The sequence below is a fragment of the Paenibacillus pinihumi DSM 23905 = JCM 16419 genome (assembly GCF_000422505.1).
Classification (GTDB): Bacteria; Bacillota; Bacilli; order Paenibacillales; family Paenibacillaceae; genus Paenibacillus_D; species Paenibacillus_D pinihumi.
In genome coordinates, this window is sequence record NZ_AULX01000020.1 from 63,648 (window position 1) to 81,937 (window position 18,290).

Annotated in this window: 15 protein-coding genes; 5 read left to right on the plus strand and 10 right to left on the minus strand. The window is 48.6% G+C overall.

Annotated elements, in window-relative coordinates; translation table 11 throughout:
* Window positions 1-6 precede the first annotated feature (6 nt).
* On the plus strand, window positions 7-780 hold the full coding sequence (locus H583_RS0106130; protein WP_028559699.1) for a DUF3891 family protein: 774 nt from the start codon (window positions 7-9) through the stop codon (window positions 778-780).
* A gap of 588 nt (window positions 781-1,368) precedes the next feature.
* Here the strand turns inward: H583_RS0106130 and H583_RS0106140 are convergent.
* Window positions 1,369-2,313 (minus strand): alpha/beta hydrolase, encoded by a 945-nt coding sequence (locus H583_RS0106140; protein WP_028559700.1) that lies wholly within the window; start codon window positions 2,311-2,313, stop codon window positions 1,369-1,371.
* Window positions 2,314-2,496: 183 nt separating this feature from the next.
* On the opposite strand from H583_RS0106140, the gene H583_RS0106145 reads away from it, so the two are divergent.
* Window positions 2,497-3,105 carry a TetR/AcrR family transcriptional regulator gene (locus H583_RS0106145; RefSeq protein WP_028559701.1) on the plus strand — a complete coding sequence of 203 codons (609 nt, stop codon included), beginning with the start codon at window positions 2,497-2,499 and terminating at the stop codon, window positions 3,103-3,105.
* Window positions 3,106-3,257: 152 nt separating this feature from the next.
* Here H583_RS0106145 and H583_RS0106150 read toward each other — a convergent pair whose 3' ends face one another.
* The 3 genes from H583_RS0106150 to H583_RS32080 form a co-directional block, all read right to left on the minus strand.
* The gene (locus tag H583_RS0106150; protein WP_028559702.1) at window positions 3,258-5,087 is read right to left on the minus strand and encodes an FtsX-like permease family protein; all 1,830 of its coding nucleotides are present in this window, start codon (window positions 5,085-5,087) and stop codon (window positions 3,258-3,260) included.
* Window positions 5,088-5,098: 11 nt separating this feature from the next.
* Window positions 5,099-5,869: an ABC transporter ATP-binding protein gene (locus H583_RS0106155; RefSeq protein WP_028559703.1), complete on the minus strand. Its 771-nt coding sequence runs from the start codon at window positions 5,867-5,869 to the stop codon at window positions 5,099-5,101.
* 338 nt (window positions 5,870-6,207) lie between these two features.
* Window positions 6,208-8,304 carry an LTA synthase family protein gene (locus H583_RS32080; RefSeq protein ID WP_051236076.1) on the minus strand — a complete coding sequence of 699 codons (2,097 nt, stop codon included), beginning with the start codon at window positions 8,302-8,304 and terminating at the stop codon, window positions 6,208-6,210.
* Window positions 8,305-8,568: 264 nt separating this feature from the next.
* Here H583_RS32080 and H583_RS35155 point away from each other — a divergent pair, with 264 nt between their 5' ends.
* Window positions 8,569-10,011: a glycosyltransferase gene (locus H583_RS35155; RefSeq protein ID WP_051236078.1), complete on the plus strand. Its 1,443-nt coding sequence runs from the start codon at window positions 8,569-8,571 to the stop codon at window positions 10,009-10,011.
* Window positions 10,012-10,060: 49 nt separating this feature from the next.
* Here the strand turns inward: H583_RS35155 and H583_RS0106175 are convergent, their stop codons facing one another.
* The 5 genes from H583_RS0106175 to H583_RS0106195 are packed head-to-tail and all read right to left on the minus strand — an operon-like array spanning window position 10,061 to window position 15,797.
* Window positions 10,061-10,717, minus strand: a complete 657-nt coding sequence (locus tag H583_RS0106175) for an acetyltransferase (RefSeq protein ID WP_028559705.1) — start codon at window positions 10,715-10,717, stop codon at window positions 10,061-10,063.
* Window positions 10,710-11,819: a DegT/DnrJ/EryC1/StrS family aminotransferase gene (locus H583_RS0106180; RefSeq protein WP_028559706.1), complete on the minus strand. Its 1,110-nt coding sequence runs from the start codon at window positions 11,817-11,819 to the stop codon at window positions 10,710-10,712. Before H583_RS0106180 ends, H583_RS0106175 begins: the two co-directional genes overlap by 8 nt.
* A gap of 16 nt (window positions 11,820-11,835) precedes the next feature.
* Window positions 11,836-12,522 carry a glycosyltransferase family 2 protein gene (locus H583_RS0106185; protein ID WP_028559707.1) on the minus strand — a complete coding sequence of 229 codons (687 nt, stop codon included), beginning with the start codon at window positions 12,520-12,522 and terminating at the stop codon, window positions 11,836-11,838.
* Window positions 12,522-15,035 carry a glycosyltransferase gene (locus H583_RS32090; protein ID WP_051236080.1) on the minus strand — a complete coding sequence of 838 codons (2,514 nt, stop codon included), beginning with the start codon at window positions 15,033-15,035 and terminating at the stop codon, window positions 12,522-12,524. Before H583_RS32090 ends, H583_RS0106185 begins: the two co-directional genes overlap by 1 nt.
* A gap of 27 nt (window positions 15,036-15,062) precedes the next feature.
* Window positions 15,063-15,797 carry a glycosyltransferase gene (locus H583_RS0106195; RefSeq protein ID WP_028559708.1) on the minus strand — a complete coding sequence of 245 codons (735 nt, stop codon included), beginning with the start codon at window positions 15,795-15,797 and terminating at the stop codon, window positions 15,063-15,065.
* A gap of 195 nt (window positions 15,798-15,992) precedes the next feature.
* Here H583_RS0106195 and H583_RS0106200 point away from each other — a divergent pair, with 195 nt between their 5' ends.
* Both H583_RS0106200 and H583_RS0106205 read left to right on the plus strand, forming a co-directional pair.
* Window positions 15,993-16,730: a glycosyltransferase family 2 protein gene (locus H583_RS0106200; RefSeq protein ID WP_028559709.1), complete on the plus strand. Its 738-nt coding sequence runs from the start codon at window positions 15,993-15,995 to the stop codon at window positions 16,728-16,730.
* Window positions 16,731-16,748: 18 nt separating this feature from the next.
* On the plus strand, window positions 16,749-17,501 hold the full coding sequence (locus tag H583_RS0106205) for a class I SAM-dependent methyltransferase (RefSeq protein ID WP_028559710.1): 753 nt from the start codon (window positions 16,749-16,751) through the stop codon (window positions 17,499-17,501).
* A 111-nt stretch (window positions 17,502-17,612) separates the two neighbouring features.
* On the opposite strand, the gene H583_RS32095 is transcribed toward H583_RS0106205, so the two are convergent.
* Complete coding sequence (locus H583_RS32095) at window positions 17,613-18,122, minus strand: hypothetical protein (RefSeq protein WP_051236083.1); 510 nt, start codon at window positions 18,120-18,122, stop codon at window positions 17,613-17,615.
* Window positions 18,123-18,290: the final 168 nt, after the last annotated feature.

Consider the following 18,290-nt stretch of genomic DNA (forward strand, 5'->3'; position numbering starts at 1 on the left):
CAAGTCATGATTATTCGTGATGCCGGACAAGAGTTTATAATGATAACCCAGCATGAGCACGGACAGCTCTCAGGAGCATTTGCCCGTCATTTTCAACAGCGTTTCTTCATCGATCAGCGCTTCTATGAGGATCTAATGATTGCAGTCAGCGAGCATGACAGATGCTGGATCGGGCTCGATGATACCCCGATCTGGAATGATGCGGCGTCTGTACCCTACACATTTATCGACTATCCGCTGCTCCCCAAGCTGGCATTTTACCGATTCGGCATCGATGAGATCGAACAGATGAGTCCCTATGCCGCTCTGCTTTGCAGTCTGCATTTCGCCTCCTTTCTGGACCTTCAGACATCCGTTCCTCAGGCATTTGTTGACTTTTGCAATGATGAGCAGCGCAGACAGGAGCGAATCCGCTCTCAAATGCCACCTATGGACGAAGATACGATATACGCCCACTTCCGGTTGCTTCAGCTCTGTGACGATCTGTCCCTTTATGTTTGCCTGAATGAACCCGGCGCTGCCAAGAATGACGAGCATCCCTGGTTCCGGGATGGCTTCGACAAGGCGCGGGGCTTTGCGGGCGGAGAGCACCAGCAGCCAATGGCCCGGTGGGTGAGTCCGAATGAAATTGCGGTGGCACCATCCATTTTCGAACATTCCTTCTCATCCACTTTTCAGTTAAAACGCGTGCCGAAGCCGCTTGTTCACCAGCTTGGCATTGCCCAGGCTTATCAGGAGACAGATTGGACGGTACAAGAAGTTGTAATTATAAACGGATAATGGAGAGCTGCGGTTTCAAACATGAAAAATTTTCAGAATGTTCATTTTACACCCCCCTGTGTATACGTTATGCTTGTAATATAAGGTTTGAACAGCAATGCTTTACGGGGAAGGATTCAAATGAAATTTGATTTCGTTAAGTCATCCTTTTCACTTTTACTACAGGGAGGGGAAAGCCTTGTACGCAACATTGATAGCTGTAATGATGGTCGTTGGAGCTGCAATTATCGTCTATGGCGGCCGCGCAGTTGTAAGATTTGATGAGCAGGACGGCGAGTAAGGCCGGAATTTGAATAGTTATTCCTGACAAGTGTTTAAAGATCGCTAACCGCCCGGGCAGTTTGCCGGGCAGAGCGATCTTTTTCTTTTTGCTGCGGATATTTCAAAGCCTTCTTTAACCCCGACGGCTTTGAGTATTTAGCATCAGCATTTGCCGATTATCCCGCTAATTCATGTGCTTTTTCAAAAACGTGGCCATATCCGAATAAGCTTTCACTTTTGTCAGTTCCCCACGCTTCATATAACGTAACGGTTTGCCTATGGATTACACTGATGTTGCTTGCATCATAAATGTCCTATTGAACAGTATTATGAATGGAACGAGGCTTTCAACGCTGCGGCTGCCTCACGGATAACCGACCGTGCATCCTCATTATCATAAGCCAAATTAAAAAATTGATGAATCATTCCTTCACAGCATTTGTATTCAACCGCCACCCCTGCTTCCTGCAGCCGCTTGGCATAGGCTTCTCCTTCATCACGCAGCGGATCATATTGTGCAGTAATGACAGTAGCCGGGGGCAGCCCCGACAAATCTGCTGCCAGTAGCGGCGAAGCACTAGTATCCAGTGCATCCTCCCCGCTCCTCAAATATTGACTGTAAAACCACCGGATAGAATCGAGTGTAAGCAGGTAGCCTTCCGCGTTTTCTTCCATCGATGGAAAAAGAGTGCTAAAGTCCAGTGATACAGCCGGATAGATCAGCAGCTGATGGGCAAGTGAAGGGCCGCCCCGCTCCTTGGACAATCTCGTCATCACAGCCGAAAGGTTGCCTCCGGCACTGTCTCCCCCGACGGCAATGCGGGAGGGGTCTGCGTTGAGCCGGCCTTCAGCAGCGGCCTGTGCCACCCATTCCAGCGCAGCCCAGGCATCTTCAACTGCTGCCGGAAACGGATGCTCCGGAGCAAGCCTGTAATCTACAGAAACGACGATTACCTCAGCATCATTCGTGATCATCCGGCATATGGAGTCATGGCTGTCCAGTCCTCCCAATACGAAGCCTCCACCATGATAAAAAACCAGAACAGGATGCGGTCCTTCCTTCTCAGGTGTATAAATACGGACAGGCAATTCCCCTGCCGGTCCCGGGATCGTTCGATTCTCATTGCTGCCCACTGTTTCCAGACAGTCTGTCGACCAAGTGAATGTAAAATATTCACGAAGCTTGGCAAGTGTCAGCGGTTCATTTGGCAATGCAGCAGCGGCAGCAGCATAACGCTCCAGGAACTCGCGGATTTCAGGATTTAGGCTCATTGTGTTCCTTCCCCATTTCTTATACGATGGATTTGATTGTTAACGTGAACAATCTGCAATTTCTATTGTAATAATCGGGAGGAAAGGAACAACCATTAATCTGGCCAGCTCTGTGGAATTTCCGTCATATCCCTCCAATGTGTAGAATGTTGCGATCATTTCATATGAAAGTGGTGTCCATAATTGCAAAAGAATATGAAGTCAGACCGGCGTGTACGGCGAACCAGCCGCTATATTAGAGAGGCTTTCCTCCAGCTCATAGCGGAAAAGGGCTACCACGCCATAACCGTACAGGATATTACGACTGCCGCCGACATTAATCGTTCCACCTTTTATTATCACTATCGGGATAAGGAAGAACTGCTTGAACACAGTATGAACGATATGATTACTTTAGCCGAGCAGGAAATTATGGCTCCTGCTGCTCTTGAATACCAGGAGGCAGACAAGTTAACAGCTTATGATCCCAGCCGCTTCTACATCCTTATGTTTGAGCATATCGGCAAACATGCAGAGTTTTATCACGTGATGCTCAAATATGTCCCTCTTTTCGCCCAACGCTTCTCCGAAATCATTCAGCAGTTTTACAGGAACAGTATCTCTGCCCTGCAGCCCCGTGAGGAACAGCTCCTTGTATCCCGCGAATTGCTTACCACCTATGTAACGGGAGCCTATACGGCTGTTATCTTGTCCTGGCTGGAACAGGGCCTTCCCCATCCCCCCGCTTATATGGCCCAGCAGCTTTCCCGGATTATGATTGATGGCCCTCACCGTGCAGCCGGCCTGCAGTAAATAGCGCAGCTTTAATCTTAGATTTAACTATCAAGGGAACAAAATGTTCAGCCTAGCGTAATTGGAATTTGTCGTCCTTATAGCACGCGTAAGCTTCGTTTCGCGCAGAAAAAAACCGCCATTCCACGAAAAGTGGATTTGGCGGTTTCCTTTTATTCCTTTCCAGGCAGTACAATCCGTTGATAAAGGTTGACCGTAATCAGGTAGTACACGGAATAAATCATTGTAAATATCGCAACCGGCACCCAGATCCGATAGTACGGCTCAACCAAAATGAAGGAAAACAAATTCATGCCCACCAGCACATGGGACAGGCCCGCAAGACCGGGAAACAGAAACACCAGCAGCAGCTCATGCCGGATGGAGCCGGCAAGACGCTCCCTGCGGACGCCGATTTTGCGAAGCATCTGATACCGCTGAATATCCTTCGCCGCTCCTGTCAAAATTTTGAACATCAAACAGCTCGCCATCATGGTCAGAAATGCTATGCCGAGGAAAAAGCCCATAAATACCGTTCCGCTTGCGATGCCCAAGTAATTTTCATAAATGGAGAATTTGCTGTATACCGTCCAGTTGGATTGCGCAGCATCGAGCTTCTCCTGCTCCAGCCGGTCAAGTTCCCGCCACTTTGCCTTATAGCTCAGAAAATCTGCGGTTTTGCCAAGTACAATCCGTTGTTCCTTCGAGGCAAGCTCCTCGAACTGCTGCTTATTTACAACGCGATATTCTCCGTATGGCTGGTCATTTGGGGTCATATCAAGCAGGAACTGGTTCCACTGGGGATCGGGTGAATAATCTCCATTCCAGGAGGACCCGGCAGGAGGCGGTCCCTGAATCCGGATCAGACGATTCCAGGATTTGCTGTTGTACTCCTCTTTGATAAGAGGGCGCTGGCTCTCCAGCTCCTCCTGCACAAAGTACAACATTTCATGATCCACCTTATAATGGTACTCCAGTCTTTCTGTAAAGGTAATGGAGTTCAGCAGCCTCAATTGCTCCTGATTCGGATTGTGCACTTGGGTATCATAGACACTGGAGCTTTCCGCCGCTACCAGCGCATTGTTCATAAACGCCAATCCGCCGGCAATCGCACCTGCACCAAGAGCAATCAACATCGCTACAGTCGCCAGCATTTTCGTCAGCCCGTGAATCCGGAAGCTTAACTGTCCGAAAGTAAAGGACTTCATGCCGCGCAACATGCGCTTCTCATTCTTTTTCAGCCGGTCCAGCAGCGCGGGCAGTAAAGCCATGAACAGCAAATAGGTGCCCAGCGGTGTCATCACAGTCGCCGTCAGCAGTCCAAGTTCCCGCAGCTGTTCCATGAAGACAAGGCAAAAGTAGCCAATCCCGAGTGAAATACAACCGGCAATCGTCATCAAGACTCTTGCTGCTCCGCCTCTGGCCGGACGGTCCGCCTGCATATTCCCGTTCAGCAGCTGCAGCACCTGCCGTCTCGCCAGGCGCAGCCGGTTCCATACCGCAGAAATCAGAAACAGCACTCCGAAAAACAAACAGGTAAACAGTACCGCAGGCCAATACAGCGGATAGTAGCCTGACAGCTCGATCTCCAGAATATTGGACATCAGATGTCCCACTACGACGGACAGAAGCACCCCAAGCACCGTGCCGATCACAAGAGAGCATACGCCTACAACAATCGTCTCGATCAGCATCAGCCGCCCGATTTTTTCCTTCCTCGCCCCAAGCATCATATACAGGCCGAATTCCCGCTGTCTGAGCGACAGCAAAAAGCCGTTCGCATATAATATATAGAAAAAAGTGACCAGCGCCAGCAAAAAAGAGCCTACGCCGTAAACAAGCCGGATGGAGTTAATAACCGCATTTTCCTTAATAAAACCGGTGTTCCACGCCATCGTCTGAAACATATAAAAAATTGCAATCGACATAACCAGACCTGCCAGAAGGACGATATAGTCCTTGAGCTTGCTCCTCATGCCGGATACCGCGAGCTGAATCAGCATCTTTGCTCACCTCACTCCCCGCTGCTGCGCGCGGAGCCGTATTCACTGAGCACGCCCAAAATTTCCTGATAAAAGCTCTCTCTCGGTCCCAATCGAACAATTTCCTTTACCAGCCGTCCATCCTGGATGAACAATATCCGCCTGCAGTAGCTTGCACTCATTGCATCATGAGTCACCATCAGAATGGAAATGTTCTGCTCTTCATTCAGCTTCTTCATTGTTTCCAGCAAACTGGTGGCATTTTTCGAATCCAGCGCGCCTGTCGGCTCGTCCCCAAGCAGCAGAGCAGGCTCATGCACAATCGCCCGGGCGGCTGCCGTACGCTGACGCTGTCCGCCGGAGATTGTCGCCGGATATTTGTCCGCAAGCTCAGCAATTCCGAGGTTCTCCATCACATGCTTCACCTTTTGCTTAATCTCGGCTGCCGGAACATCTTGCAGGGAAAGAGGCAGCGCAATATTATCATGCACCGTCAAATTGTCGAGCAAGTTGAAATCCTGAAATATAAATCCAAGCTGCTTGGCGCGAAAATCGGACAACTGCCCGGATTTCATCCGGGTAATATCGGTCCCGGCTATCATAACTGTCCCTTCTGTCGCCTGATCCAGAGTGGAAATGACATTCAGCAGTGTCGTTTTCCCGGAGCCTGATGCTCCCATAATACCGATGAATTCACCCTCCACCATAGTGAAGGACACATTATTCAAGGCATAAACCTTATTTTCGTGCTTGCCGCCGTACAGCTTCGACACCTGCCTGATATCGATTACGGGTTTTGTCATTTTTATCAGCTCCTATATTTACCATGTGACTATTGTCTGCATAGCCACACCTGTTCATCGCCGTATTGTTCAAACCGACTTGCGCCAATCATGCGCTACCTGAACCAATATAGGCGATAGAGCTAAATATAACTTTACCGAACCTTAAATATTTTCTTAAGAATACAGGCACAATTATAAACTTCTTCTGCCTCCGGGGACTGAAACCCCCTGTACAGCAAGGAATATTGACCATGTAAATTCTTAAGATCCGCCATGATAAAAATCAAATAAATAGTTTCAGCGGCAAATAAAAGAGAGAGGGCATGATGCCCTCTCTCTTTTATTTGATAACCCATTCAGGGTGTAAACTCAAAAGGCTCAGACCCGGCAATTTTGCGGTTCAGCGAATCATTCACCTGAAAGGTGATTGTTAACGATCCGCTAATCTTGTCCGGAAGCTTCGCGTGAACCTCTCCGTCGTTGACAAAGGTCGTCTCTGCCACTTTGCCATTGATATACACAACGCCCGAGGATACAAAGTTGCTGCCCGTCAGCCTGATCAGTCCGGAAGGTTGTTTCTGCCCTGGCGAGCCATCCGCTACCGATTCCAGCTTCTCAGCCTTATTAATCGCAATTGTTCCGCTGCCCATTATAAATTGGTCGTTCGCTACCGGCCGATCCCCCCGATAGCTGAAGCCTTCCCCGAACAGCCTGTCATAATGAAGCAGATTGTAATGCTCCAGCATCTCTTCATTGATGTGAGCCTGCCCATAGAAGTCTTTTCTTGGCAGGAAGGTCATGCCTTCTTTGAACATGCCGCTCAAATAATCCGTCAGCTCATTGCCCTTTGCACCCGCCTTGGACAGAGCCATGTGTGCAAGATGAAAGGCGCTGATATACGTATTATCATAATTTTGGTGATCGGAAGAGAAATTATCCCACATGACGAACGGCACATTGTACATCTTCAGATAATCCTGATAGTCGATGCTGTCCTGGAAGTAACCAGCCTCCCTATAGACGCTGTATTCTTCTCCAAGCATCGGCAGATGGTCCCCGAAAAATACAATGATCGTCGGCTCATCGCTGTCCTTGAATGCATCCACCAGCATTTTCAGCGACTCATCCACATCGGTCTGGGCCTGGACGTACGTCTCCAGAATATTCGTCGATTCCTCGCTCAAGCCGGATACCTTGATCGTATTCTCCTCATTTTTGCCCAGACGGTACGGACCGTGATTTTCCATGGACACCGCATAAATAAAGGACGGCTTGTCCGTATTCTTGACTTCCTCAATAATACGCTTGGACATCTCCTGGTCCGCAATATAGCCGCTTCGCTTCTCCGCATTGCTAAAGAACTCCCCACTGACAAAGCGGTCAAAGCCGAGCAGGCGGTAAACCTCATTCCGGCGGTAAAACCAGTTGTGATACGTGTGAATGGCTGTCGTCTCATAGCCTTGTTTTTTCAGTATGGAAGCGAGTGACTCCTGCGGAGTCCGCACATAGTTGGCATATGCAATTGAACCTGAAGGCAGCAGTTGTGTAGACAGGCTTGTCAAGGCTTCAAATTCTGTATTGACCGTTCCGCCTCCATAGACGGGCACAAGCAGATTGCCGGTCGTCGATTCCTTTTCCAATTGGTGGAAAAACTGCAGCGGATCGCGGCTGAAGGTTACATTTTCAAGCCTGGTCGGGTCCCAAAAAGCTTCACTCATAATCATAATAATATTAGGTGCCTTCGGCGCCTCATGGTCAAGCTTCGGACTCGTGACAGGAATCGCTTCTACCGCGTCACGAGCATACTCCTTCGGCTCCTGAACTTCCATGTATTGTGCGCTCAGCAGCAGCCCGACAACCATGCCGTTCTGGTCATAGTTCATGCTCTGGTCCCAGTTGATCGCCTCCAGCGCGAACACCTGTCTGGCCTTCATTGTGCCGCCGAACATTCCGAACACAAGCACAAGGCCGGCAACCGCCAATATCAGTCTCGGCACCAGGCGGTAATTCGGAGATGGCAGCTTCCATACCATAACCAGTCCAATCACCAGAACAACTGCAATTGGCAGCAGCGTATGAAATATAGCCTGAAAGGAGAAGAACGTCGAGACGTCAAGCGCCTCCCCGCCGAGCTTGAAATCCCATGGCAGCAAAGGCTCCCCGCGATACTTCATCTTCATCCGGCTGATCGTGGCGACAGTCACACTTGCCAGACTAAGCAATATAAAAGCCCAGTAGACCCGTTTCAGCAGTAATAATAGCACAAGCAAAAGCCCAAAAAGCAGCAAATAGCCTGAAAACCACTGGCCGGGATAGGTAACCAGCCAGCCGAAGAAGCTGGAAAAGCTGGACCGGTGGGCAACCTCTGTAATCGCAAGGGTCAAAAAAGGCAGTAAGAGCAGCGGCAGTATATAGCCGATGCCGGATGCAAACTTTCGTTTACCAAAAACCATATTCTTCATATCTCCATTACCGGGCAATGCCTGCCCCATTTTATTCTCTAATTACTGTACACCCTTCGAGTTAACAAATCAAATATAAAACCTTAATCTTCCCTTAATGTTGATATGATTGCAGCGCCCGGATTATAGACAGGCATACCGAACCCACTACGAGAGCAGGATTCCATCCAAAATGCCCTGCCCCGATGGAAATAACATGAATACAATGTAAATGGCGAATTAGGATTCAATGAATGAATCGAGGTGAATGGACGCATGGACCCGAATAAAATCTGTTTTATCTACTGTGTAAACCAGAATCGGGTTTGGCAAGAATCCCTCCGCTATCTCAAAGCCCTGAATGTTCCGAAAGGCTATACAATGGAAATCATACCTATAGAGAAAGCAGCAAGCATGACCTCCGGCTACAATAAGGCCATGGAGCAGTCGGATGCCAAGTACAAAGTTTATCTTCACCAGGATGTTCATATTTTGAATCCGGATTTTGTTGAGGACATGGTAACGATATTTCAGCGAAATCCCAACCTTGGATTGATGGGGGTTATCGGAGCTTCCTACATTCCCTCTAGTGCGCTCTGGTGGGATTGCGGGGATAATTACGGCCTGGTACGCGGCAGCCATTCCGGCGAAATGGAGCTGCTTTCATACCAAAATTGTGATAAGGAACATGGTTATCAGCCTACCGCCGTTGTCGACGGCTTGCTGATGATGACGCAGACTGACATTCGCTGGCGTGAGGATCTGTTTCAACATTGGCATTTTTATGACTTGTCACAATGCATGGAATTTGTCCGGGCTGGGTATGAGGTCGGAATCCCCTATCAATTTGATCCCTGGGCGGTACATGACTGCGGCGTAGCAGACTTGTCCGGATTTGAAGAGAACCGGCTTCTATTTATTCAGGAATACCAGGAAGATATGCATCTTGGAATGGTGGCTTACTACGAGCGGGTATGCAATCAGCCATACTTCAATTGGCCTGACGGTGCGGACCAGTCTTTGATCCAAAAGCATCTGCAGGAGTATGGGGTGATTTTCGCTCATGAGCAGCTAACTAACCTCTCGAGGAGTGACTTTAACGCCATGAAAACCGACAATAAAATCAGAATTTCAGAAATGGTGCAAAAGGTTCGAGAAACAGAAGGATTTTTGATGGAGCTGGAAATGATCTCCCTGCTTCATTTACCCTCGCTCGTCGACCATCTGCCTGGAGAGATCGTCGAGATCGGGACTTTCAAAGGAAAAAGCGCAATTGCGCTCGGTCTCGGCAGCCAGAATCTGACCTTACAAAAACGCCCCATTCATGTCATTGATCCCTTCTATCATCCAGCTCTGCCTGCAAACTATGAAGAAGATTTCACCCTCAATATCCGCACTGCCGGTCTTGAACCTCATGTTATCCCGATAAAGAAACCCAGCCAGGAAGCCTATGACGATTGCCCGGCCACAATTGCCGCCCTGTTTATTGATGGTGACCACAGCTATGAAGGGGTTGTACATGATATTGTGCATTATGCTTCACGGGTTGTGCCTGGAGGAATCATAGCATTTCATGATTACTCTTACCAGGAATGCCCCGGCTATGAATGGGCGGAACTGCCGGGGGTGACCAGAGCTGTTGATGAAATGTGCGCCCAGGATAACTATACCTACCTGTGTGACTATTTAAGCATCCGGCTAGTCCGCAAGATCAAGTAGCAGTGACAAAGAAGCCTCCCATCCACAGTAAGCGGTCAGGGAGGCTTCCTTATGGCTTTAAATTACCAAGTATCGGCTTCTTCATAACGGCCGGAACACCTGCATACAGCATGCATTTAGGTACATCATCCTTAACGAAGGATCCGCCCCCAATAACCGACCAGCCACCGATTGATACTTTTTCACGAATGGCTGATCCGGTCCCGATAAAGACACCTTCCCCCACGCTGACATTGCCGCTAATGTTAACCCCGGGAGAAATCGTTGCATACGCAGCGATAGATGTGTCATGGGCTACCGTGACATTCGTATTAATAATAACAAAATCTTCAATGCGCACATTAATGCTAATGACACTCCCGGCACATACAATAGCGCCGATACCAAGCCGGGAACCGGGAGGCAGACGGACAGACGGATGAATTAACGGACCAGCGAGGCGCATACCGTACTCCCTTGTTTTCTGGACAAACTTCCTTTTTAATGCAGGATCTCCGACTCCCGCACAGACGACCGCAATTTCCTGCTGGCGCAGATCCATATCGCCCAGATCGACAAGAACGGGAATGCCATCGACGATTTGTCCGCACTCCTCAGGGCGTTCGTCGAGAAAGCCTACAACCTCCCGTCCCAATTCTTCACATAGATAGCGAATTTCTCTCCCCATGCCGCCGCAGCCCCATATGACCAGCTTCTCTTTATCCATCGGACAGACACCTGACGATTCTCTGAATCTGTTCTCTGCGAATATCTTCCCACACTGGCAAGCTCAGCATACGTTGGCTGACTTCATCTGTCACTGAGAGCCCCGTATGCGAATGATGACGGAACAATTCCTGGCGATGGCAGGGCGGAGAGAAATACGTTCGGACCTGAATGCCGGCAGCCTCCAGCTTCTGTACAAAATAAGTGTTAGTCTTGCCTGACGGACATAGCAAGGGATAAAATTGATACGCAATTTTATGTTCACTGCATTGGCTCTTCCAACCAGATTCAAGAAGCCGGTATTTTGCCAGCGCATCCCTGTACCAACTTGCAATTTGTGTTCGAATGGCGATTTTCTCTCGAAATACCTCCAGCGTCGCCAATCCGATTGCAGCGGTATATTCGGATATTTTACCATTAAGGCCGAAATTCCGGGATTCCCTACCACTGTCAAAGCCAAAATTAGATGCCCGCCGCAGCCTTTTTATTAGCCCGCTGTCCCCGCTGTAGATCAGTCCCCCTTCCCCAATCCCGAATGATTTCGTTGCATGGAAGCTGAACACAACCGCCCCCCTAAACCCCTGACCGAACTGAATCTCCTCTGTGGAGCCGAAGCTTGAGGCTGCATCAATGACAACGGGAATTTGCCTTTGGAGCAAAACTTCATAAAAATCCAGCCTCATCGGGACTCCGAATGCCGCATAAGGCACAACCACTGCCGCCTTATCGCCCAGCTTTTCCAACGCTTCTTTCAGCCGTTCTTCATCCATACACCAGGTGTCCGGGTTGATATCGATGTAGTACGGCTCCAGCCCGCACCACAAGGCGCTCAGCGGTGTAGCGGGAAACGTAAAGCTGGGCATAATTGCATATTTCCCCTGGCGCTTCGTATGGGCAATGGCCAGCATCAAGCCGGTTGTAGCATTATTGACGGTCACAGCATCTCCATCATTGGAGAAGTACTGCTCCATAATTTGTTTCTCGAGTCTTTGGTTCAACGGGCCGTTATTGCTATAGATTCTGGAGTTATCAATCTGTTCCATATAATCCTGAAATGCTTCCTTGGGCACAATTAATGGCTTCAGAAACGGAATTTCATCCACGGTTGATCACTTCTCCTTAATGCTTGTAGGTAAGCGGATCAGGGTAACGTGCCGTTGTCACCCCAAGCTCAAGCATTCGCCGGACCTTATTCCAATCGCCCGGCTCGTCAAGGAGATAGGATTGCGGGTCCCAGGGTATGCATTTCAGCCAGTGATGATAAAACATCGAGGAGGTTGTCACTTTGGCGCATATGAGTGTCTCTGCATCATTGACGACCCACCAGTCCGGCCCGATCGGGAAATAAAAAGGGTGGTAAATCAAATCAGCTCTCGTTTTCTTGGCGAATGCTACGAGCTTCTCTATCCGATCCGGCGTAAATTCATCGTCATCATCAAGATGGGTGATATAATGGCCGGTTGCCAATTGCAGCGCCTGATTAGTGGGAATGCTGCCGGCAACCTGCCAGCGTTTAAAGGGCTCATCCGGATAGTCGCCTCTAACCGGTAAATTTTCAAAGCGTATTCTCGGATCATTAAAACTCTGCACTACAGTTTCCGTATGATCCGTACAACAGTCTCCAACTACAATAATCTCAAGATTGCCGTAGGTTTGATCCACAGCCGATTTCAGACTGCGGCTGTGCAGCGTATCCGCACGGTTATAAGTCGGGATACAAATCGTCACCAAAGGCTCTTCAATGTCATAGATTGCCTGATATGCCTTCCTGGATGCCGCCTTCGTGTAGTCCGCTTTCTTCACCATTACAACACCTCTGCCCTTTTATCTGTATAGGTGTAGACATGAGTGAACTTAATTTTCTCGACCAACTGCTTGCTGCTTGTAAAATAAAGTCCCGGGCCTATCTTCCGGATTCCGTACACCGGCTCATCCAGGTAAGATCCAATGCAGGCAATAACAATGGTCTGGTCATTGCAATGCTCCAGCAGCCGGAGTTGCCATTCTGCCTTCGGATGTCCCCAATCGGTCGGACAATTCACAAGCACCGGGCGTTTTCCGCTGTCTGATACCAGTTCTGCAACTTTGCTGCTGTCGATGACATTAACAAACAGGGACAGGGGCATCTTCGGCTGCTTCCATTGCCGTCTCCATTTGGCCTCGAAGTACGCCCTGTTCTCCTTGAACAAAGCACTATATTTATCTTCCTCCCACTGTCTGAAGGTGGCACTCCCATGATGGTAGATAAAAGCATCCTCAGCAATCGCAAGGCGAAAGCCTGCATCGAGCATTCTCAGGCAGTAATCATCATCCTCGAACATGCCGATACCGTAGTTTTTGTCCAGATGGCCAATACGTGAGAACACATCTTTTTTAATCGCGACACAGAAAAATCCAAGTAAATCTGTATACCGGAACCGCTCCTCGTAAAGCCCATAGAACTCTTCGAGCCACTGCTCATTCGCACCACGCTTGGAATCCCCGACAAAGAAATCAAGCTTCTGATCATTTCCTACATGATTGGACATCGGCCCGACCGCCCCAATCTCGGGGTCTATCAGGAATGGGCGCAACATTTTTGGAATCCACCCTTTAGGAACGATCGTGTCATTATTAAGCAGGACCATGTATTCCCCTGTTGCATTCGTGATCCCAATCGTATTGGCTGCTGCAAAGCCGGTGTTTTCTGGCAGCAAAATCACTTTCATACCCGATTTCTGTAATTTCATTAGCTCTGTCGGGGTTTCATCCGAAGAACCGTTATCCACAATAATGATCTCAATCCTCGGATAATCACAGTTGCTAAGAAGGCTTTGAATGCATCTTTGGGTCATTTCCCAATTGTTATGAGTGACGATTGTAATACTGACTTTCGGATACAGTCTCTCAGAAATTAAAGCTTCAAAAGCTTGATAACGCTTCGTCCACGTATTTTCAGCGGCAAACAGCCGGCGCTTCTCCATCAGGACGGGGTCCTTTTCCCGAAGAGCCTGCCGGATCGCACTCTCAAACTGTGAGGTTCCCTGGGCAAGCCGGACATACTCGCGCATACTGAGCAATTCCGGCAGCTCGGTGGACACGACCGGTTTGCCTGCGGCTAAATATTCATACACCTTGACCGGATTGGTCGCCAGCGTAAGCGGATTAATGACAAACGGAATCAGGCATACATGAAACAGATGAAGATACTTGGGAAGCTCTGTATACGGCTTCTCACCCAATAAATAGACATTTGCCAGCTGTTCTACCTTTGACGTATCGCTGTAATACGTATTACCGATGAGCACAAAATTCCAATCCCGGTTGCGGACAGCCAATTCATAGACAAGCTTCATGTCAAACCAGTCTGCGATTGCCCCGATGTAACCAATAACCGGTCCTTTGATATCCAACAGCTCAGCAGGAGGTTCTTTCGGATTAACAGAGAAATGCTCAAATTCCCCTGCATTTTGTATGAGATAGGCCGACGAATTTAATAATCGGGCTTTTTTGTAAAGATACTCTGAGGAGGTTACAACAGCATCTGATTTGCTCAGCAAGTTCGGCTCAAGCGCGAGAAGCTCAGAAGACGTATTGGAAAATCCGGCATGTTCGTCCATGCAATCATAGATGATTTTGTTCTGCTTCAGCTCAAAAACAAGCGTGGACCAAAAAGGCAAATCTACGATGGATACCGTATGCCGGATGCCGAATTTTTGCTTTAAGGCTTCCAATGACCATTTCATAAACTTTTTGTCCAACGGATGCTTCAAGGAGTCCTGGTAGGCATTTAGCTTGGAATACGAGCACAGCTTGATCAGCCACACATTAGGTTCAACGTTATCAATCTTTATTTTCTTCGTAATATCCTGAAAGCTTGCGCTCCGGTCGTTGACCGCTGTCGTTTCGATACAAAAATAAAATACTCGCATGCCGTTTTGCGCAAATTGGCGGCATAACTGCTGTGGCCTTTGCCATCTGTAATGCCAATCTATAATCGGAAACCGGAACAGGTCAAGGCCAGGTCCAAGACAGGAAAGCTGTTCCCGGTGCAAGGCCTCCAAACTCTCTACTTGCGCTTTTACACTAGGAGCAGGCTCCAAGCTGCTATCCTGTCCCATTACTAAAGCGGATGAAGGCTGCAATACTGATTCGGGTGATTTTTGGGCAAGAGCCATTGCTTTCTTTGTCGTTGGGGCTTTTCTTGTTTTCTCCCAATATTCGATTTTGCGAAGCAGTCTCTTTTTCTGCAATTGCGCTCTCTTTTTCCCCTTCTTCCACTTTACGATCCCGCTTAGCATCCTAAGCAGCCTTCGCTGTTCTTTTGTATACACATTCATCCGCCTTTCCACTCCGTATTGTTGTGGTTACAGGCCCAGATAGCTGCTGATTACCTGAGGATGCCGGCCCGCAAAAGGAACAGTTCTGATTTGATACTCCTCATGCCGGTACGTCCAGTCAGGATCGCCTGTGTTATTGTATAGGTTTACGTCACCACGGCGGTTGTCATTGAACTTGAATCGTTTGCCGAGGGCATAGTGGTAGTGATAGATCGGAACATCCACTTTCTCCGCAGGCAGCGTCCATACATCCCCCGCCTGCCCCCGAAGCGTACAGTGATGCTTTTGATCCCGGTAACGAATTCCTTTTCCATTCCTCCACATTCGGACAATGTCGTTGGACCATCGCTCATCATTGGCCGTATTAACCCGTACGTTCCAAGGGTCCTTCCAGAAGTTAATGATCGGGAACAGGAACACATCAGCTTTGGTTGACGCCATTCTATGAGGCATAATCGTCTTCCAGGCATCATCAAATATTTCGTCTGCATCAATATTGGCTATCCAGTCTCCTTGTGCTTCATCAACCATAAAGTTCCTGACTTCGGATTCATTCCATTCATCGGAGTAGGCCGTTCCCTGCTTGTTGCGGAACAGTCGGACATTAAATCGTGCGGCATACGATTCAATAATCGAAATCGAATTGTCTGTACTTCCCCCGTCTACAATAATAACCTCATCCGCATATGAAGTTACGCTCTCCAGATATAGCGGCAAAAAGGTCTCCTCGTTCAACACCGGCGTAATCACGGTTAGTGACATTTATCCCCACACTCCATTTGTCATCTGCTCGCCATTGTATTCTCCAGAATTTGTCACGGAACAGTGGTATTTGCCTGTTTCGTGGTTCCGAGCATCATTTTCCATATAAATAGTCTCTTGTCCCTAACGCATTGCCACCGCCTATCATAACTTGGAGAAGATGGACTGAATCGTTCATGTAAAGGGGGGTGAAAAGTGAATACCGATCTCATCATTGTCACTTATAATTCCGCCCCATATATCGAGAAGTGTATCGACGCAATCGACACGCATACGCCCTCCAGTTACCAGATTATCGTCGTCGATAACGGCAGTACAGACGATACCGTTAACCTTCTCAAGAAGCTCCCTCATGTGGAATTGATAGAGAACGATATTAATGCAGGCTATGCCCGCGCAGTGAACCGCGGCATCCGGCAAGGAACCAGCGAAACAATCGCTGTAATGAACCCGGATGTATTCGTAACCGATGGCTGGCTGACTCCTCTTCATGAGCTTCTGTGGTCAGACGAGAAAAACGCTATTGTCGCGCCCAAGCTCATAAATAGCGCCAACCAGCTCGTAGGCGTCGGGACCAACTGGGATTGGAGCGCACCTTATTTCATGCTGCCCAACAAACCAGGGCTTCTGGAGGAAGTGAGAGAATGCATGGCTATCAATGGAGCCTGCTTTCTGCTCAAGAGGCAGCTTCTGGACACAATCGGCCTGCTTGATGAGCAATATTTCCATTATTTTGAAGAAACTGATTACTGCTTCAATGCCAATTATTGCGGTTATCGGGTCTTGTTCTGTCCGGCGAGCACCGTCATCCATGAGTATTACCCGAACCCGGAAAGGGATCAGGCAATTCATCAATACTGGGTACAAAGCGAGACAATCTTCAACCGCAAATGGAGCTACCGGGGCAACGGGGTTATTGCCAAAAATCCGTAAATCGAGGAGCGACTGGAGATGAATTTTAAGAACCTGCAATGGGGTTCGGACCGGCTTGTCATCCATGATCGGGTATTCAGGCTTGAATACAACAAGGACGATCTAAGCTGGGAGCTTGGCTCCGAATGCTTTCCGCTGATTAAAAATAAAGAAATTATGGACAGTTATGCCCGCTTTTTCACAAGCCGCCCTTCCTTTCACCCGCGTAACATTGTTGAAATCGGCATGTTTGGCGGCGGAAGCATGGCGCTATGGAATGAAATATTCAAGCCGGATAAGCTGATCGGAATTGATATCGACTTCAACAAGGAGAACGATTACTTCAGAAGATATCTTGCGGAGAACAGCACGGATCGGACAATCGCGGCCTACTGGAATACGGATCAGGGAGATAAGGCGGAGCTGGAGCGGATTTGTAGCGAGGTGCTGCAGGACGGGATTGATCTCGTATTTGATGATGCCTCCCATCTGTATACGCCGACCAAGCATAGCTTTGAGGCGCTTTTCCCTTTCCTGCGTCCAGGGGGCTTATACATTATTGAGGACTGGAATTGGGCGCATACCGCACCTTTTCAACAAGAAACGTCCATCTGGCGGAATGAGACGGCTCTGACACAGCTTGTATTTGAGCTTGTGGAAGCAGTAGGCAGTTCGAGACTGCTTGCCAATGTACACATATTTGACGGCTATGCGGTCATTGAGAAGGGCACCGAGCCATGGGAGCAGAGCCAGAAGTTTTTTCTCGATAACATGATTTCCAGAAGGCCGTAATCAAAAAAATCCTTTATAATGGACTATCGGACATCTCTCTTGTCTGAGCCACTATAAAGGATTTTAAGTTTATTGGCGAAGAAGGAGAACGGGCCTGCAACTGCCTGCTCATCAGGTCCTTAGCAAGCTGGCTTCCAGTTGGGCGAACGGAGCCTGATACAATGCCAGCCCATTGACGATGGAGCGGGACGCACCAGGCAGTGCAGTGAATTTCGTGAAAAGCCTTTCAAGCTCTGGAATCTCGGCGGGAGCCCAGAACTGCACTTGGCTTACGGCCGGGTTTTCCTGCTTCATCAGACCTGCAAGCGCCCGCATTCCCTGCAAAAACAATGTAGTTCCCCGGTACTCCTGTCGGATAAAGACAGTCTCGATCTGGCATACATGCTTATCTTCATATTGATTCGGCCCTGTGCCAAAGACGAAGCCAGCCGCCCCGACCACTTCATAAGGCTCCTCTCTAAGGATCAGCATGGCCTTTCCGGCAATGAGCGGACTGCTCAGAAAGCTTAATTTGACAGCAAATTCGTAAGGCAAATTAAGATTGTTATGGTGTTCGAGCAGAAACTGAATGTACAATTCATCATCCATCTCCAGCTCACATGGACGAAACATAAACTCCATTAGCTAATAGCCGCACGCAAGGAATCTTGAATCTGAACAATGTTTCCGAATCCGTTTTCTTTTTTCGAACTTTTGTCTAACCACGCTCTTGGTGTAATCATGTGCATACGCCCTCCTTTCATTCATCGCTGCAAGATGCTGTTGCCCTTCAATGACCTGATCCGTATT

Coding starts and splice junctions, on each gene's coding strand:
- H583_RS0106150 (WP_028559702.1), bottom strand. CDS start 5,087: ATGCTGATTCAGCTCGCGGTATCCGGCATGAGGAGCAAGCTCAAGGAC.
- H583_RS32095 (WP_051236083.1), bottom strand. CDS start 18,122: ATGGAGTTTATGTTTCGTCCATGTGAGCTGGAGATGGATGATGAATTG.
- H583_RS32080 (WP_051236076.1), bottom strand. CDS start 8,304: ATGGTTTTTGGTAAACGAAAGTTTGCATCCGGCATCGGCTATATACTG.
- H583_RS32090 (WP_051236080.1), bottom strand. CDS start 15,035: ATGAATGTGTATACAAAAGAACAGCGAAGGCTGCTTAGGATGCTAAGC.
- H583_RS0106195 (WP_028559708.1), bottom strand. CDS start 15,797: ATGTCACTAACCGTGATTACGCCGGTGTTGAACGAGGAGACCTTTTTG.
- H583_RS0106185 (WP_028559707.1), bottom strand. CDS start 12,522: ATGGTGAAGAAAGCGGACTACACGAAGGCGGCATCCAGGAAGGCATAT.
- H583_RS0106175 (WP_028559705.1), bottom strand. CDS start 10,717: ATGGATAAAGAGAAGCTGGTCATATGGGGCTGCGGCGGCATGGGGAGA.
- H583_RS0106140 (WP_028559700.1), bottom strand. CDS start 2,313: ATGAGCCTAAATCCTGAAATCCGCGAGTTCCTGGAGCGTTATGCTGCT.
- H583_RS0106205 (WP_028559710.1), top strand. CDS start 16,749: ATGAATTTTAAGAACCTGCAATGGGGTTCGGACCGGCTTGTCATCCAT.
- H583_RS0106155 (WP_028559703.1), bottom strand. CDS start 5,869: ATGACAAAACCCGTAATCGATATCAGGCAGGTGTCGAAGCTGTACGGC.
- H583_RS35155 (WP_051236078.1), top strand. CDS start 8,569: ATGGACCCGAATAAAATCTGTTTTATCTACTGTGTAAACCAGAATCGG.
- H583_RS0106130 (WP_028559699.1), top strand. CDS start 7: ATGATTATTCGTGATGCCGGACAAGAGTTTATAATGATAACCCAGCAT.